The organism is Bradyrhizobium sp. AUGA SZCCT0283 (genome assembly GCF_018130385.1).
Taxonomy (GTDB): Bacteria; Pseudomonadota; Alphaproteobacteria; order Rhizobiales; family Xanthobacteraceae; genus Bradyrhizobium.
Genome location: NZ_JAFCLU010000032.1, coordinates 20763 through 35997 on the forward strand (window position 1 = coordinate 20763; position 15235 = coordinate 35997).

Annotated in this window: 14 protein-coding genes and 1 tRNA gene; 5 read left to right on the top strand and 10 right to left on the bottom strand. The window is 63.5% G+C overall.

Annotated features, from left to right (window positions below; genetic code table 11):
• The 6 genes from rsfS to JQ624_RS30920 form a co-directional block, all read right to left on the bottom strand.
• Positions 1 to 354 (bottom strand): ribosome silencing factor, encoded by a 354-nt coding sequence (rsfS, locus tag JQ624_RS30895; protein WP_212422686.1) that lies wholly within the window; start codon positions 352 to 354, stop codon positions 1 to 3.
• Positions 355 to 573: 219 nt separating this feature from the next.
• The gene (locus JQ624_RS30900; protein WP_212422687.1) at positions 574 to 1203 is read right to left on the bottom strand and encodes a nicotinate-nucleotide adenylyltransferase; all 630 of its coding nucleotides are present in this window, start codon (positions 1201 to 1203) and stop codon (positions 574 to 576) included.
• Between the two features lie 31 nt (positions 1204 to 1234).
• The gene (locus tag JQ624_RS30905) at positions 1235 to 2527 is read right to left on the bottom strand and encodes a glutamate-5-semialdehyde dehydrogenase (RefSeq protein WP_212422688.1); all 1293 of its coding nucleotides are present in this window, start codon (positions 2525 to 2527) and stop codon (positions 1235 to 1237) included.
• A gap of 116 nt (positions 2528 to 2643) precedes the next feature.
• Positions 2644 to 3786 carry a glutamate 5-kinase gene (gene proB, locus JQ624_RS30910; RefSeq protein ID WP_212422689.1) on the bottom strand — a complete coding sequence of 381 codons (1143 nt, stop codon included), beginning with the start codon at positions 3784 to 3786 and terminating at the stop codon, positions 2644 to 2646.
• A 91-nt stretch (positions 3787 to 3877) separates the two neighbouring features.
• Positions 3878 to 4930 carry a GTPase ObgE gene (obgE, locus tag JQ624_RS30915; RefSeq protein ID WP_212422690.1) on the bottom strand — a complete coding sequence of 351 codons (1053 nt, stop codon included), beginning with the start codon at positions 4928 to 4930 and terminating at the stop codon, positions 3878 to 3880.
• Between the two features lie 113 nt (positions 4931 to 5043).
• Positions 5044 to 5523: a MaoC family dehydratase gene (locus JQ624_RS30920; protein WP_212422691.1), complete on the bottom strand. Its 480-nt coding sequence runs from the start codon at positions 5521 to 5523 to the stop codon at positions 5044 to 5046.
• Positions 5524 to 5788: 265 nt separating this feature from the next.
• On the opposite strand from JQ624_RS30920, the gene JQ624_RS30925 reads away from it, so the two are divergent.
• Complete coding sequence (locus tag JQ624_RS30925; protein WP_212422692.1) at positions 5789 to 6703, top strand: DMT family transporter; 915 nt, start codon at positions 5789 to 5791, stop codon at positions 6701 to 6703.
• A 158-nt stretch (positions 6704 to 6861) separates the two neighbouring features.
• Here the strand turns inward: JQ624_RS30925 and JQ624_RS30930 are convergent, their stop codons facing one another.
• From JQ624_RS30930 to rplU, 3 genes are all read right to left on the bottom strand, one after another.
• Positions 6862 to 7464, bottom strand: a complete 603-nt coding sequence (locus JQ624_RS30930; protein ID WP_212422693.1) for a GNAT family N-acetyltransferase — start codon at positions 7462 to 7464, stop codon at positions 6862 to 6864.
• A 125-nt stretch (positions 7465 to 7589) separates the two neighbouring features.
• Positions 7590 to 7859 (bottom strand): 50S ribosomal protein L27, encoded by a 270-nt coding sequence (gene rpmA, locus JQ624_RS30935; RefSeq protein ID WP_028348532.1) that lies wholly within the window; start codon positions 7857 to 7859, stop codon positions 7590 to 7592.
• A 90-nt stretch (positions 7860 to 7949) separates the two neighbouring features.
• Entirely contained in the window at positions 7950 to 8441 is a 492-nt protein-coding gene (rplU, locus tag JQ624_RS30940; RefSeq protein WP_212422694.1) for a 50S ribosomal protein L21, read from the bottom strand.
• Positions 8442 to 8816: 375 nt separating this feature from the next.
• Here rplU and JQ624_RS30945 point away from each other — a divergent pair, with 375 nt between their 5' ends.
• The gene (locus JQ624_RS30945; protein WP_212422695.1) at positions 8817 to 9917 is read left to right on the top strand and encodes an ROK family protein; all 1101 of its coding nucleotides are present in this window, start codon (positions 8817 to 8819) and stop codon (positions 9915 to 9917) included.
• 152 nt (positions 9918 to 10069) lie between these two features.
• On the opposite strand, the gene JQ624_RS30950 is transcribed toward JQ624_RS30945, so the two are convergent.
• Positions 10070 to 10972, bottom strand: coding sequence for an alpha/beta fold hydrolase (locus JQ624_RS30950; RefSeq protein WP_212422696.1), 903 nt, complete (start codon positions 10970 to 10972; stop codon positions 10070 to 10072).
• Positions 10973 to 11094: 122 nt separating this feature from the next.
• Here JQ624_RS30950 and JQ624_RS30955 point away from each other — a divergent pair.
• The 3 genes from JQ624_RS30955 (at position 11095) to JQ624_RS30965 (ending at position 15214) form a co-directional block, all read left to right on the top strand.
• A tRNA-Ser gene (locus JQ624_RS30955) sits at positions 11095 to 11184 on the top strand.
• 182 nt (positions 11185 to 11366) lie between these two features.
• The gene (locus JQ624_RS30960; RefSeq protein WP_212422697.1) at positions 11367 to 12635 is read left to right on the top strand and encodes a site-specific integrase; all 1269 of its coding nucleotides are present in this window, start codon (positions 11367 to 11369) and stop codon (positions 12633 to 12635) included.
• A gap of 488 nt (positions 12636 to 13123) precedes the next feature.
• Positions 13124 to 15214: a DUF3363 domain-containing protein gene (locus JQ624_RS30965; protein ID WP_249130194.1), complete on the top strand. Its 2091-nt coding sequence runs from the start codon at positions 13124 to 13126 to the stop codon at positions 15212 to 15214.
• Positions 15215 to 15235 lie beyond the last annotated feature (21 nt).

Below are 15235 nucleotides of genomic sequence, written 5' to 3' on the forward strand. Positions count from 1 at the left end.
TCAGATCGCTGCCGCCGCCGGGTTTTGCGCCCACAACCTTTCGAGATTGTAGAATTCGCGCACCTCGGGTCTGAACACGTGCACGACCACATCGCCGGAATCGATCAGCACCCAGTCGCAATTGGGCAAGCCCTCGACATGGATGTTCTTGATGCCGTTTTCCTTCAGGGTTTTCGTGACGTTTTCCGCGATCGCGCCGACGTGCCGGTTGGCCCGGCCTGACGTGACGATCATGTAATCGGAAAATGCGGATTTGCCGCGAAGGTCGATGGTGATCGTTTCTTCCGCCTTCATATCGTCGAGGCGGGAGAGGATCATATTCAGCGTCTTGTCGGCGTCGGGTTGCGCCTTCAAGGCCGCAGCTTGTGTCGATGTTTTACGCGGGGTCTTGGCAGATTTGCTGGGAACCTTGGGTAAAACAGACTTGGACTTGGACAATACAGATGTGGCCAGGGACCATTCCTTTCACTGTATCGCGAACGCCGAATCCCGACGTCCGCCGACTATATTAGGCATGTGGGGTTAATGGTTTCAATATTCCAGTGAGCCCTACTTGCCGGTTCGAACAGACTGTCACTTCTTTGCCTTCCAGCTGCCGTCGGAGTTCCGGAGGCCCGTGGACGACAGGTTCAGTTTCATGCCGGTGAGGAAAACCCAGGCAGGGGCCTGCTGATCCGCTAGCCGGGCCGCCTGATTCTCGGGCACGCGGTAGCGCGCCAAGGCCTGGGCGGCGGGGGCTGCAAGCGCCCGGAAACTCTGCGGCGGACGGTCGATCACGGCGAGCGGCACCTCGGAGGCGATGCGCCGCCAGTGCTTCCAGCGATGGAACTGCGCGAGATTGTCGGCGCCCATGATCCAGACGAAGCGCACGCCGGAAACGCGGCGGCGCAAATGAATGATCGTATCGACAGTGTACCTGACGCCGATGACAGCTTCGAGACAGCTGATGTCGATGCGCGGATCGTCGGCGACCTCGCGCGCGGCGTTGGCGCGCTCGGAAAGGCCATGCAGCCGGCCGGTATCCTTCAGCGGATTGCCCGGCGTCAGCAGCCACCAGACGCGATCGAGCTTCAGGCGCTTCAGCGCAAACAGGCTGATGGCGCGATGCGCCGCGTGCGGCGGATTGAATGAGCCCCCGAGCAGGCCGATGCGCATGCCGTTGGTATGGAAGGGGATGGCTTGCGCGGCCGATTGCGATTGCATCAGCCGGGTCACCGCGTGCACGGGCTGGCGTTCACGGCCGCGTCTGCCCGGTGCCGTGAACGCGGTATTTGAAGCTCGTCAATTGCTCGGCGCCGACAGGGCCGCGGGCATGGAATTTGCCGGTGGCAATCCCGATCTCCGCGCCGAAGCCGAACTCGCCGCCATCGGCGAACTGCGTCGATGCGTTGTGCAGCACGATCGCGGAATCGACCTCGCTGAGGAATTTCTCAGCCGCCTTGATATCCTCGGCCACGATCGCATCGGTATGATGCGAGCCGTGATCATGGATATGCGCGATCGCGTCATCGACGCCGTCGACAACGCGCGCCGCGATGACGGCGTCGAGATATTCGGTGTCCCAATCCTCGTCGGTTGCCGGCTTCACTCGCGCGTCGACCTTCTGCACGGCGGCGTCGCCACGCACCTCGCAGCCGGCTTCGATCAGCATCTCGACCAGCGGCTTCAGATTTGTCGCCGCCGCAGCACGATCGACCAGCAGCGTCTCGGCTGCCCCACAGACGCCGGTACGGCGCATCTTGGCGTTCAGCACGATCGACTTCGCCATCTCGAGATTGGCGGATCGATCGACATAGACGTGGTTGACGCCTTCGAGATGCGCAAACACCGGCACGCGCGCTTCGGCCTCGACGCGCGCGACCAGGCTCTTGCCGCCGCGCGGCACGATCACGTCGATACCGCCACCCAGTCCGCCGAGCATCAGCCCGACCGCCGCGCGGTCGCGCGTCGGCACCAGCGTGATCGCGGCCTCCGGCAGGCCCGCCTCGCGCAGGCCCTGCACCAGGCAGTCATGGATCGCGCGGCAGGAGCGGAAACTGTCGGAGCCGCCGCGCAGGATCACGGCATTGCCGGCCTTCAGGCAAAGCACGCCGGCATCAGCCGCGACATTGGGACGGCTCTCGAAGATCACACCGATCACCCCGAGCGGCACGCGCACGCGTTCGATGGTCATGCCGTTCGGTCGCTGCCAGCTCTCGGTGACGGTGCCGACCGGATCGGGAATGCCGCGCACCGTGGCGACCCCGTCAGCCATGGAATCGATCCGCCCCGGCGTCAGCGTCAGGCGATCGATGAAGGCAGAGGTCGCGCCGGCGGCGCGCACTTCCGCGACGTCCTCGGCATTGGCGGCGAGGATCTTTGCCGCGTTGGCGCGGATCGCCCGCTCGATCGCTTCCAGCGCGCGGTCCTTCTGCTCCGGCGGCGCCAGCGCCAGCACCCGCGCAGCGGCGCGCGCCTGGGTCGCGAGGTCGGTCATCAAAGCGGGCAGATCGGCGGTGCCGTCGATTGCCTTGAGAGGCGCGGTCATGGGGAGGCTCGTGGCTTGATTAAGGCCATGTCCTAGCACGGAAATCCCGCTCTTGCGAGGTCCGGAACCAGCATGGCTGGCTGGCGCTATCAGAAACAGGCAGATCGGCCAGTGGCCTACTTGGCCGGAATGGTCCCGGCCGGGCCCACGACGAGGTCGTCACGGTGGATCATCTCAGCCCGACCGCTGATGCCCAAAATGGCCATCACGTCCGGCGACGAGCGGCCCTTGATCTTTTCGGCGTCCTCGGCGTCGTAGGCGACGAGGCCGCGGCCGATCTCGTGGGTGTCGGGGCCGCGCACCACGACCGCATCGCCGCGGGCGAACTGGCCCTCGATCCGGATCACGCCGGCCGGCAGCAGGCTTTTGCCGGCGCGCAGCGCCGCGACCGCGCCGGCATCGATGGTCAGCGTTCCCTTCGGCTCCAGCGAGCCCGCGATCCAGCGTTTTCGCGCGGTGACGGGATTGGCCGGCGTCAGGAACCAGGTGCAGCGGCCGCCATCAGCAATCGCCTGCAACGGATGCTCGATCTTGCCGGACGCAATCAGCATATGCGTACCCGACGTCGTCGCGATCTTGGCCGCCTCGATCTTGGTGAACATGCCGCCGCGCGACAATTCGGATTCAGCCGCGCCCGCCATCGCTTCGATTTCGGAGGTAACGGATTCGACGATCGGAATCAGTTTTGCGTTGGGATTGGCGCCGGGCGGCGCATCATAGAGGCCATCGATATCGGACAACAGGATCAGCAGGTCGGCGCTTGCCATGGTGGCGACGCGCGCGGCGAGGCGATCATTGTCGCCATAGCGGATTTCGTTGGTCGCCACCGTGTCGTTCTCGTTGATCACGGGCACCGCGCGCCATTCCAGCAGTTTGCCGATGGTCGAACGGGCGTTGAGGTAGCGGCGGCGCTCCTCGGTGTCCTGCAGCGTCACCAAAATCTGTCCGGCGCCGATGCCGTGGGCCCCGAGCACTTCCGACCAGATCCGCGCCAGCGCGATCTGGCCCACCGCGGCGGCGCCCTGGCTCTCCTCGAGCTTCAACGGGCCGCGCGGCAATTTCAAACGGCTACGGCCGAGCGCAATCGAGCCGGATGAGACCACCAGAACGTCGCGGCCTTCGCCGTGCAGCTTGGCGATATCGGCCGCCAGCGCCGACAGCCACGCCGAGCGAACCTCGCCCGCATGGGAGTCGATCAGGAGCGAGGAGCCGACCTTGACGACGATGCGGCGAAAGCTTTTGAGCGCGGGGCGTTTCATGATGCGGTCGAATGATACGGATGGTCGGGAAGCAATACGCGCCAGCTCCCCGATTTGGAAGTGGCGCGGCCGGCGGAGGCTCAAGTTTGCATCAGCCCTGCGGCGGCGTCGCCGGTGTCCACGGGTCCTGGCCGCCCTTGGCCTTGAGCGAAACCGGGGCCTCGCCGATCACTTCGACCAGCGCCTTGAGCGCTTCGGGCACGCCTTCGCCGGTCGCGGCCGAAATCAACAGCGGCGTCTTTTTCGCGGCGCGTTTTAGCCGGTCCTTCTGCTTCTTCAATTCATCCGGCGCGACGGCGTCGATCTTGTTCAGTGCGACGATCTCGATCTTCTCGGCGAGATGCCCCTCATACGCCTCGAGTTCGGTCCGCACCGTCTTGTAGGCCTTGCCGGCATGTTCGCAGGTGGCGTCGATCAGATGCAGCAGCACGCGGCAGCGCTCGACATGGCCGAGAAAGCGGTCGCCGAGCCCCGCGCCTTCATGCGCGCCCTCGATCAGGCCGGGAATGTCGGCGAGCACGAATTCGCGGCCCTGCGCGTTCACGACGCCGAGCTGCGGATGCAGCGTCGTGAAGGGATAATCCGCGATCTTCGGTTTCGCTGCGCTGACGACGGAGAGGAAGGTCGATTTGCCGGCATTGGGCAGGCCGACGAGGCCGGCGTCCGCAATCAGTTTCAGCCGCAGCCAGATCCAGCGCTCCTCGCCTTCCTGGCCGGGATTGGCGTTGCGCGGCGCGCGGTTGGTCGAGGATTTGAAATGCGCGTTGCCGAAGCCGCCATTGCCGCCTTCGGCCAGCACGAATTTTTCGCCGAGCTCGGTGAAGTCGTGGATCAGTGTTTCGCGATCCTCATCGAAAATCTGGGTGCCGACCGGCACCTTCAGCACGATCGATTTGCCGTTGGCGCCATGGCGGTCCTTGCCCATGCCATTGGTGCCCTTCGGCGCCTTGAAGTGCTGCTGGTAGCGATAGTCGATCAGCGTGTTCAGCCCGTCGACGACCTCGACGATGACGTCGCCGCCGCGACCGCCATTGCCGCCGGAGGGGCCACCGAACTCGATAAACTTCTCGCGGCGGAACGCCACGCAGCCGTTTCCGCCGTCGCCGGAGCGAATATAGACCTTTGCCTCGTCAAGGAATTTCATGATGTGTACTAGTTAGGGCAGGGGGGCCCGTGCGGCAACCCTCAAGGCCCGTAACATTGGCGAAAAGCCTTAATTTTCGGGCCTTTTTGATGCCCGCAGGGTCAGCGGCCCGCTCATCCGGCCCTGCGACGGATCAGGAATTTCTGCATGCCTTCGAGCACCAGTTCTTTTCGCTGGTTGAACACGGTCGAGCGCAGCGTCACCACGCCGGTGCTGCGGCCGGGAACGAGCTCGGTGACTTCAAGCGCAGGGTAAAGGGTGTCGCCGGCATAGACCGGCTTCAGGAACTTGCTCGATTGTTCGAGGAATCCGACCAGCGATTCCTCGACGAGATAGGGAAACAGCCCGGCGCCCGGGGCGGTGTGGACCAGGGTCTGAAAACCATGCGCGAGCAGGTCCGGCATGCCGCGGGCGCGGCAATATTCGACGTCGTAGTGGATCGGATGGGTATCGCCGCTCGCGGTCTGGAACGCGGCGAACACCGCCGAAGTCTGGGTCCGGCTCGGGATCATAAAGCGTTCGCCGAGCACGAAATCCTCGAACCAGCGCTGTTCGCTCACCATGCGATGCTGTGCGGGGTCGAAGTCGGTCATGTCGGATTTTCCTGCGATGTCTTGCTATTGGTCCACGGCGTACCGGTATCTCACCAATTTGGCTGCGGCAATTCGTTCAATTCGTCGTGCCCGGGCGATAGCGCGAAACGCGTCTTCGCGCTAGATGTCCCGGGCATCCACGTCGTTAAAACAGCGACACAAAGAAACGTGGATGGCTGGACATAGGCGAGCGGAAGCGACGCCGTCCTTCAGACGGCTATGTCCGGTCATGCCGGAGAAACTGCAGGAAGCGTCGAATCCCCCAATGAGCCTCTTCGCCAAAATCTCCACCTATGATGAGCGCTCCGCACGCCTGGCCGGCATCGGATTGATGCTGCTGTCGATCTTCATGTTCTCGTTCGGCGATGCGCTCGGAAAATACATGGTCGCGACCTATTCGGTCGGGCAATTGCTGTGGCTGCGCGCCTGCGCGGCACTGCTGGTGCTGCTGCCGATGATCTGGAAGCAGCGCGCCGAATTCACCCGTCTCGAACGGCCGTGGCTGCAATTGCTTCGCGTGACGCTCTCGACGCTCGAAGTCGCCGCGTTCTTTCTCGCCACGGTCTATCTGCCGCTCGCCGACGTCATCACCTACTATCTGGCCTCGCCGATCTTCGTCACCGCGCTCTCCGGCATCGTGCTCGGCGAGCGCGTCGGCTGGCGGCGCTGGACCGCGATCCTGATCGGGTTCTGCGGCGTCCTGATTGCGCTGCGCCCGTCCACGCAGACCGTGAGCTGGCCCGCGATGATCGCGCTCGGTGGCAGCCTGTCGTTTGCGTTCCTGATGCTGATCACGCGCTCGCTGCGGGCGACGCCGGATATCGTGCTGGCCACGTCGCAATTCGGCGGCACGTTTCTGCTCGGCGCGCTGATGTCACCGATCGGCTGGGTGACGCCCACAATCGGCAGTCTGGGCCTGTTCGCTGCGGCGGGAATTGTTTCGGTAGGTGCGCTGGTGTGCATCAACCGTTCACTGAAACTGGCGCCGGCCAGCGTCGTGGTACCCTATCAATATTCGATGATCGTCTGGGCGGTGATCTTCGGCTTTGTCGTGTTCGGCGATGTGCCGTCGATCTCGACCATCATCGGCGCGGCCATCATCATCGGCGCGGGCATCTATATCTTCCTGCGCGAGCAGCAGCTCGGCCGCGAGGAAGCCGTCGTCAATCCGCCGGCTTAAGCGGCTTGCACCGCCGTCGTCCCTGCGAACGCAGGGACCCATACGCCGCGGCGGCAATTGTTTTGCAAGGTGTCAGCCATCGCGCTTCAATCGAGAGCACAACGCGGTATGGGTCCCTGCGTTCGCAGGGACGACAATTGTTATCGCGAGGCCGCGAACTACCGCTCTCTCCTCGTCGAACTCCCCCAGTTCTTCAGCGACGACCAGACGCCGCGGGTCAGGCGGAAGCGGTCGACCGGGGTCGAGGATCCCAGCGCCTCGAAGCGGTGCAACTCGACGCCGCTCCACTGGAAGCCGCATTTCTCGAGGATGTTGCGCGAGGCCGGGTTGGCGACGCGGGCGCCTGAAATCAGATGCTCGGCATCGAATTCCTCGAAGAAAAAATCGATCACCGCGCGCGCGGCTTCCGTGCCAAAGCCCTGGCCCCAATGCGCGACGCCGAGCCAGTAGCCGAGCTCCGGCGCGTCAGGCGCGCTGCGGTCGATGCCGACCATGCCGATCGGCGAATAGTTCTGTTCGATCAGAAACACGGTCTCGCTGTTATCGGCGGACGTCGCGCGCACGAATTCGACCGCGTGGTCCTGCAGATAGGGATGCGGCAGGCGGCGGGTGTTTTCCGCAATGCGCCGATCGTTGGCGAGATGCGCAATCGCTTTTACGTCCGCGAGCGTCGGCCGGCGCAACGTCAGCCGTTCGGTCTCGAGGACGCAGCTACTTGCCTCGCGCAAGGCCGGGGTTGGGATCGGGATGTCCTGCAACATGTCGGGCTCCTGATTGCGAAAATGCGCAAAATAAAAAGGGGAGGCCGGTTTCCCGCCTCCCCTTGGAGCCCTTTTCGACTCCGCCGGTTCAACAGGACCCGGCGGACTTAAGATGTGTCCACCGTCTATTCGGCCGCCTCCGTCATCGGGACTACCGATACGAAAGTGCGACCATTGGCTTTTGCACGGAACTCGACATGACCTTCGACCTTGGCAAAGAGAGTATGGTCGGTGCCCATGCCGACATTAAGGCCGGGATGCCAGGTGGTGCCGCGCTGACGCGCGATAATGTTGCCGGGAATCACGTGCTCGCCGCCATAGGCCTTGATGCCCAGGCGCTTGCCCGCTGAATCGCGTCCGTTTCGCGATGAACCGCCTGCTTTTTTGTGAGCCATGGCCCGTCTCCGACTTCGCTAAATTTTAGATCAATTCCTTGACGGAATCATTTCACTTTTTGTCACGCTTCAACTTTTCGTTGAAGCGCATCACTTCTTGTCGCTCTTGCCCTTCGCGGCGGCCTTGGCCGGGGCCTTCTTTGCAGCGGGCTTCGCCGCAGCCTTTTTCGCGGGCGCCTTCTTCTTGGCGGCCTTCGGTGCCTCGTCGCCCTCGGCGGCGGGCGCCACGACCTTTTCCCTCTTCGGCCGCGGGCCGATCGAGGGCTTGGCGTTATCGGTCAGGATCTCGGTGATGCGAAGCACCGTGATCTCGTCGCGATAGCCGCGCTTGCGGCGCGAATTCTTGCGGCGACGCTTCTTGAATGCGATCACCTTGGGACCGCGCTTGTGGTCCAGCACTTCGGCCGCAACGGAGGCGCCTGCCACCGTCGGCGCGCCCAGCACCGGCGTGTCACCGCCGACCACCAGAACTTCACCAAGCTGCACGATCGTGCCGACATCGCCGGCGATCTTGCCTATCTCGAGCACATCATCCGGAACGACGCGGTATTGCCGGCCGCCGGTTTTGATGACTGCGAACATCGTTTTTTTCCTTCGTGTTCGATCCCGGCCTCGGACATATTCCCAACAGGGCTTGCCCGGGTCGGCTTTTTGGTCAGTCGTTATGGGTACGATTTTCGCGCGGCCAAGGGCGAGCCCCATAGAACAAGGGCGAGCTCCACAGAATTCGCGCAAAAACAAGCGGCGCGAGAAATCCCGCGCCGGATGCGGGGACTTATAGCCGCAGAGCGCCGGGAGTCAAGGCAAGGAGACCCAAAAACCGGCCAAAAATGAAGGATTTGGCGCATTTCTCGCCGGCCCGGCCCGCCGCAGCGGGGCCGGACCCGGGCCACCTATTGAAACCAATGGGTTCCCCGCCCGTTGTCGCCAGCGAAATCCGGCAGGGGCTTGGGCGACATGGCAGAAGACACCATAACGACCACGGGCATCGCCCGCCACGGCGCCACCCGCCTGCCGTCGGTCGAGGTCGACAGTTTCAACATCGAGTTGAAGGACGACGAAGGCTTTCTCGGCGACCGCGCCAGCAAGGGGGCTTTCCGCAAGATCCTGGACAGCCTGCGCAAGCCGCTTAGGAAAAACGGCGACGATCCGCTGGGCAAAAAGTCGGCCGTCGAGATTCCCAAGGGCGAACTCGATGAGGCGCTGGTTGGCGCCGATGTCGGCGCCGCAGCCCTGGTGCATGGCGCAATCGAGGAGTTTGCCCAGGAGCTGGCCCATGTGACGCGGCGTTTCCTCAAGACCAAGGCGTGGGCGGATACCGAGCGCATCGTGGTCGGCGGCGGTTTTCGGCAGAGCCGGGTCGGCGAGATCGCCATTGCCCGCACCGACATCATCCTCAAGGCCGAGGATTTTGACGTCGATCTGGTGCCGATCCGCTTTCATCCCGATGACGCGGGCCTGATCGGCACGCTGCATCTGGCGCCGTCATGGATATTCGAGGGCCATGACAGCATTCTCGCGGTGGATATCGGCGGCACCAACATCCGCTGCGGCGTGGTGGAGACGCGCTGGAAGAAGGCGCCCGATCTTTCCAAGGCCGACGTCTGGAAGTCCGAGCTGTGGCGGCATGCCGACGATGAGCCGACGCGCGAAGGCGCGGTGAAGCGGCTGGTCAAGATGCTGAAGGACCTGATCGCGGCCACAGAGGCCGAAGGCCTGAAGCTCGCGCCTTTCATCGGCATCGCCTGTCCCGGCGTGATCAACGGGGACGGCTCGATCGAAAAGGGCGCGCAGAACCTGCCGGGCAATTGGGAGAGCAGCAAGTTCAACCTGCCGGCAAGCCTGGTGGAGGCGATCCCTCAGATCGGCGATCACGACACCGCCGTGCTGATGCACAATGACGGCGTGGTGCAGGGCCTGTCCGAAGTTCCCTTCATGCAGGATGTCGAGCGCTGGGGCGTGCTGACCATCGGCACCGGCCTCGGCAATGCGCGCTTCACCAACCGCCGGAAAGAGAACGGCAAGGACGACAAGAAGACGAAAAAGGGCAAGGATTAACGCTGTCCCCGCGCGGGTAAGGTTGACTGGTTAGGTTAAAACCGGGTTCGCGTTGCCGTTTCCACAGCGGTTGCTACCGTCATTTCGTCGCTCCGGCTGGCCGGCGAAGCCGCACTTCCCGGCCAGAATTTCAAAGCAGCGGCACGGGACCGTCAGTTTTTTGTCGCGTCTGGCGGTCCCACCCATTTTTCCGAAAGCCAGCCGATGCGCGTAAAGAACGCCGCGATGTCCGATGCTGCGCGATCGGGATCCTCGCGATGGGGAAAATGACCGACATCCCCAAACATCGCCAGATCGAGATTTGTAAAGGTCTCGCCGAGCCGGTCGGTCCATTGATAGGGAAACAGCGGATCATGCTCGGCCCAGCGAACACAGGTTGGCACGCCGATCGGCGGTAGCGCCGGCGCCTCACCCTTCATCATCCTGAGCCGGCCCGCATGGGCTGCGCGGTAATGCGCGAAGCCACCGGCAAGGTTTCCGGCTTTAAGGAAATTGTCGGTGAAGGCCTCGAGTTGATCGTCAAAGACGTGCTTGCGATGCGACCAGGCTTTCAGGAAATGCCCGATATAGAGCCGGCAGCTTTCGCGGCTCGCGCCGACGAGGGCTGGCGCCATCTCCATCTGGTGAAAGGATTGATACCAGATGTTGTTGAGGCGATCCGGCTCCGCCATCCGGGGTCCTATTCCAGGATAGACGAAATCGAAAAAGAACAGGCCGGCGATGCGCTCCTGCGCCAGCCGCGCCAGCGGCTGCATCAATGCGCCGCCGACATCGTGACCGACGATACCGGCCTGCGCGAGGCCAAGCGCATCCATCAATGCCAGCATGTCGGCGGCCTGCTGGTCGGGTCCGAACAGCCCCTCCGGCTTGTCGCTGTCGCCGAAGCCGCGCAGGTCGGGTGCATATAGCGTGAAGCGATCGGCGAGCCGCGTCATGACAGGCTCCCAGGTCAGCCAGAATTCGGGCCAGCCATGCAGCAACAGCAGCGGTCTTCCGGCACCCATGCGGGCGACGTGAAGTGCCGCGCCATTGGCCTGAACCGTCAAATGCTCCATTTTTGGCTCCTTTTTGCTTCCCAAGGCCGGCACGGATTTCTTGGCCCCGTGCCTTGTCTGGCCCGCCATCCTCGCCTAGAACTCGCCCCGACCGCGGGCCGAATCTGCCCGTCATGGCGCCTGGAGAGGTGGCAGAGTGGTCGAATGCACCGCACTCGAAATGCGGCATAGGTGCAAGCCTATCGGGGGTTCGAATCCCTCCCTCTCCGCCAGAACTGCCTACGATGTTCTGCGATCCTCCGCGATATTGTACGACAAAATTCCATTGTTTTCAGTTGCTTGAGGAGAGAGAATTGGTCGTGCGCGTTTGCGTTCGGTCGTCACAATTTTGAACGCATTCGTGGGTTGAATTGTGGGTGGCGACAGACTTTTGCCGTCGCCACCGAGGCCTCCCATGCCGCGCACGATAGATCGACTGACAGCGTTGAAAGTCACCCACGCGATCCGCAAACCAGGCATGTACGCCGACGGCGGCGGCCTCTATCTGCAGGTGAGCAACGGCAGCGCATCCTGGATCTATCGCTACATGCTCAAGGGTGTCGCGCGAGAGATGGGACTCGGCCCGCTCGCGCTCTATGGCCTGAAGGAAGCACGCCTGAAGGCACTCGATGCGCGCCGATTGCGTCACGAGGGCATCGATCCTATCGACGCGAGGCGCGCAATACGCACACAAGCAAAGCTGGACGCCGCGAAAGCGCTGACCTTCAAACAGTGCGCCGAGGCCTTCATCAAGGCGCACCGCGCCGGCTGGCGCAATGCCAAGCATGCCGCGCAATGGGACGCGACGCTCTCGACGTACGCAGAACCGATCATCGGTTCGCTGCCGGTGCAAGCGATCGACACCGCGCTGGTCATGAAAGTGTTGGAACAAGAGGTTCGCGATGCATCCGACAAGCCTGCGATTGCCCTTTGGACGGCAAAACCCGAGACGGCGAGCCGGCTGCGCGGGCGCATCGAGTCCATCCTTGATTGGGCAAGGGTGCGCGGATATCGCGACGGCGAAAATCCGGCGCGGTGGCGCGGTCATCTCGACAAGCTGCTGCCTGCCCGCGCCAAGGTGCGAAGGGTCGAGCATCACGCTGCACTGCCATACCGCGAGCTCCCCGATTTCATGACGGAGCTTCGCAAGCAGGAGGGTGTCGCTGCACGCGCCCTGGAGTTTGCCATCCTGACCGCCGCGCGCACCGGAGAGGTGATTGGCGCGTGCTGGGGCGAGGTCGACCTCGCCGCGAAACTCTGGACTGTGCCTGCCGGCCGGATGAAGGCCGGAAAGGAGCATCGCGTGCCTCTCAGCGCAAGGGCGGTTGCCATTGTCGAGGAAATGAAACAGCTCAGCGATGCGTGCACCGGGGGCGATCATGCAGGCGAAGGGGCAAGAGCGCCCGTGTTCCCTGGCGGCAAACGCGGTCAGCCGCTCAGCAACATGGCATTCCTGATGTTGTTGCGCCGAATGAAACGCGATGATCTCACCGCCCACGGCTTCCGCTCGACGTTCCGCGATTGGGCCGCCGAGCGGACGAATTTCCCGAGCGAGGTCGCCGAGATGGCATTGGCACACACCGTGAGTAGCAAGGTGGAACAGGCGTACCGCCGCGGAGACCTGTTCGAGCGCCGCCGGCGCATGATGGCGGCCTGGTCGACGTTCTCTGCCGCGGAGAAGTAAGCGCAATTTGGCAGCATGAAGAGCGAGGCGCGCCGACCTCTGCGGATATGGTTTTCCGTGCGACGGGCGCCGTCAACGATCTACGCCCGCTTCGCGGCGCGCTCGCAGGCGAGCGCGTCATTGACAGCGCCCGCCGCCCGGAAATCGCGCCGCCAAGCGATCGACAGCGAGGTCTTGCTGGACCGAAATATCGGCCATCTCAAGCTTCCCTCGGTGACCGAGGTAGCCGGCGGTCTGCGTCGACGGCCACGTCGGCGTTGAGCAATTCCGGCGTTGGTGTTGAAATCTTTGTTCGAATGGCAGTCGTGTTGCAGTGTCGATTTGCGCGTGATCGGCGAAGCAGCCGTGGAGGGCAAGATTAAAGCAAACTGGCGTTTGCTCGAAGCTATTGTCTGCACACTGATTTTTGGTCTGATGCCGAGAGCGCGACGGCGCGGACTCCGCCATTCCCTTGTTTTTGCTGCCGTTCCTGCGATGGCAGCCTGCCTATGGTTGTGTTCGAGGTTACGGGCGGCAACATCATCGGCATGAGCCGCGACGAAATCTCCGACTTCCGCCCGCGACCCGGACGCATCCGTGATCGTGGAGCGCGCCGTGGGCGGCCGAAGTCCTTCTTCGCACAAGTGATGAAGGCTGCTGCAAAGGCCAACGGAGGCTTGCTGACGCCAGCGCAGTTGCGCGGCAGGAGCAATAGCTCACCGCGTTCGACACGTCCCAGGAAGGGCCGCTGCTCGCGGATCGGCCGGGGTCAGGTCGCGGCCGACCGGTTGAAGTTAGCGGCAGAGCAAAGGAGCCCCAGCCGGCGCATGCGCCGCGTCGTGGTCAAAGCGCGTATTGTTCGCTTGAAGGCCGGCAGCAGGGCAGCCCATGCCCATCTCAACTACCTGCAGCGCGACGGTACGACCCGGGATGGCGGGCGAGGCCAGCTCTATGGACCGGACGACGACCGGGTGGATGGGCGAACCTTCGTCGAGCGCGGCCGCGGGGATCGCCACCAGTTCCGCTTCATCGTCGCGCCCGAAGATGGCGACCGGCTGTCCGACCTTCGCGGTTTCACCCGCGAAGTGATGCAGCAAATGGCAGAGGATCTCGGCACCCGGCTCGATTGGGTCGCAGTCGATCACTTCAACACCGGCCACCCGCACAGCCACGTCGTCATTCGAGGCAAGGATGATCTCGGCAAGGATCTGATCGTTGCCCAGGACTACATCACCGATGGGTTGAGGCTGCGCGCCCAGGAACGGGCGACCTTGGAACTTGGTCCTGAGACCGACCTCGAACTGCGGACGAAGCTTCAGGCGGAAATCTCCGCCGAGCGCATTACCCGCATCGATCGTGCGATGATCGCCGAGGCCGACAATGCTTTCCTCGACCTGCGGCCGGAGGCTGGCCAAAGCCGGGCCGATCTCGATCGGACGCTGCGCATCGGACGCTTGCAGGTCTTGGGGCGCTTCGGGTTGGCGAGGGAGGTCGAGCCCGGCGTGTGGCACCTTTCCGATCGGCTCGAACCGGCATTGAGAGAACTCGGTGAACGCGGCGATATCATCAAGTCCATTAACCGCTCTCTGACCGCGCGGGGTGAGGCAAGGAGCGCCGAAAATATCCTCCTGCATGGTCAGACAACCTCGGTCCCGGTGATCGGCCGGCTGATCGGAAAGGAACTGACCGACGAACTTGGGGACCGGGTCGGTATCATCGTCGACGGAATCGACGGGCGCGTCCACCATGTGGTGTTGGGCGAGGCCGCCATGACTGACGAGGCGAAGATCGGCGCCATCGTCGAGATTGGGCGTGCACCCTCCGCGCCACGGCCGGCCGATCGCAACATCGCTGAGCTTGCGAAGGACACTGGCGAATACCGTCCGAGCGAACATCGAGCGATCGCCAAAACTGGTCAAGTGCGGGTTCCCGGGGGCGACTACGATGCATATGTCGAGAGTCATGTGCGTCGACTGGAGGCCCTGCGCCGTGCCGGCATTGTGGAGCGGGCCGATGCCGACCGCTGGCTGATCCCAGACGATCTCGAGGCCCGCGCCCAGACCTACGATGCCAGTCAGGGTCGCCGGGCCAGTCTTCGAGTCCTCTCGGCCTACGATCTCGACCGTCAAGTAACCAGCGACGGTGCGACCTGGCTCGACCGTCAACTGATCAACCGCAACACCGGCATTCTTGCCGATGCTGCCTTCGGCGCGGAAGTGCGGAGCGCACTCGAACAGCGCAAGGACGAATTGATCCGGCGGGGCCATGCTTGGCGCACTCCCGAGGGAGGCGTGCGGGCGAGAGGCGACCTCCTGCCCACACTCGAACGGCTGGAGGTCGAACGCGTCGGACGGAAGCTGGCGGTGCAACGAGGCCTTGCGTTCAAGTCAATAGAAGATGGTCAGACCATTCGCGGCAAGTTGATAGGCTCGACCCAGCTTGCCAGCGGGCGCTTTGCCATGATCGACGACGGCCTCGGTTTCAGTCTCGTGCCCTTGCGGCCGGTGATCGAGAAGGAAATCGGCCGCGAGATCGTCGGCGTCGTGCGCGGGGCCGACATCTCCTGGCAATTCGGGCGGAAGCGAGGACTCGGGATTTAGGAGATAGCTTCAAAGCTCGCG

What these genes read in the sequence shown, in the direction of transcription:
- JQ624_RS30900 (WP_212422687.1), bottom strand. Translation starts at nt 1,203, where the DNA reads ATGCAATCGCAATCGGCCGCGCAAGCCATCCCCTTCCATACCAACGGC.
- JQ624_RS30905 (WP_212422688.1), bottom strand. Translation starts at nt 2,527, where the DNA reads ATGACCGCGCCTCTCAAGGCAATCGACGGCACCGCCGATCTGCCCGCT.
- proB (WP_212422689.1), bottom strand. Translation starts at nt 3,786, where the DNA reads ATGAAACGCCCCGCGCTCAAAAGCTTTCGCCGCATCGTCGTCAAGGTC.
- obgE (WP_212422690.1), bottom strand. Translation starts at nt 4,930, where the DNA reads ATGAAATTCCTTGACGAGGCAAAGGTCTATATTCGCTCCGGCGACGGC.
- JQ624_RS30920 (WP_212422691.1), bottom strand. Translation starts at nt 5,523, where the DNA reads ATGACCGACTTCGACCCCGCACAGCATCGCATGGTGAGCGAACAGCGC.
- JQ624_RS30925 (WP_212422692.1), top strand. Translation starts at nt 5,789, where the DNA reads ATGAGCCTCTTCGCCAAAATCTCCACCTATGATGAGCGCTCCGCACGC.
- JQ624_RS30930 (WP_212422693.1), bottom strand. Translation starts at nt 7,464, where the DNA reads ATGTTGCAGGACATCCCGATCCCAACCCCGGCCTTGCGCGAGGCAAGT.
- rpmA (WP_028348532.1), bottom strand. Translation starts at nt 7,859, where the DNA reads ATGGCTCACAAAAAAGCAGGCGGTTCATCGCGAAACGGACGCGATTCA.
- rplU (WP_212422694.1), bottom strand. Translation starts at nt 8,441, where the DNA reads ATGTTCGCAGTCATCAAAACCGGCGGCCGGCAATACCGCGTCGTTCCG.
- JQ624_RS30945 (WP_212422695.1), top strand. Translation starts at nt 8,817, where the DNA reads ATGGCAGAAGACACCATAACGACCACGGGCATCGCCCGCCACGGCGCC.
- JQ624_RS30950 (WP_212422696.1), bottom strand. Translation starts at nt 10,972, where the DNA reads ATGGAGCATTTGACGGTTCAGGCCAATGGCGCGGCACTTCACGTCGCC.
- JQ624_RS30960 (WP_212422697.1), top strand. Translation starts at nt 11,367, where the DNA reads ATGCCGCGCACGATAGATCGACTGACAGCGTTGAAAGTCACCCACGCG.
- JQ624_RS30965 (WP_249130194.1), top strand. Translation starts at nt 13,124, where the DNA reads ATGGTTGTGTTCGAGGTTACGGGCGGCAACATCATCGGCATGAGCCGC.